This window comes from Vibrio sp. 03_296 (assembly GCF_002265885.1).
Window position 1 is genome coordinate 1 of sequence record NZ_NPKW01001027.1, and the last position, 591, is coordinate 591.

Here is a 591-nt window from a genome sequence, read left to right on the forward strand (position 1 = left end):
AGGATAAACGTGGAAGTATTCCTTGATGTCTTTAACGCTATGCCCTTTCGCCACTTCAGAAACCGACGGTGGGAAGTAACCATCTTGTGTTTCAACATTAAAATGGAAATCGTGTTTTTGTTCCGTTGAGAAAAACTCGTACCAGTTCTTATAAATCGATTCCACCAACTCTTTCGGAATTGGGTGATTTTTCAAAWCGTCCAAACCCAGTTCGCGCAGTCGATGTGACAAATTGTTCTGCATGCATCATCAGCAAGATAATCGACAGTTTCCAGTTTCATGACTTCACTTTCTTTTGTTTTTTGAATTAGAGTCCGGATTMTAGTAGCACAAGCAAATGTAAATCAAACTTTAATGAAATGTATTGCCGCAAACGGTTAAATGTTGTGCCGATGCGCAAGCTATCAACATATTTCGTAATCGACATACCCGCTTACTCTCTCTAATTACATCTCACGTACCATCAGGGCGGATGTCGCGTACACAAATTAATTGAACAACGTTCAATAAGCTGTCATCATTTCACGCGATTGATGCGAAAACTAAGGGAATAGAATCACGATGAAGAAAGAAAACTTAATGGCAAAACAA

1 pseudogene is annotated in these 591 nt (G+C 39.2%); it reads right to left on the reverse strand.

What is annotated here, in order from left to right:
• Positions 1-281: pseudogene (locus tag CIK04_RS29610) on the reverse strand (2-oxoglutarate and iron-dependent oxygenase domain-containing protein); the annotation flags it as partial.
• Between the last annotated feature and the right edge of the window lie 310 nt (positions 282-591).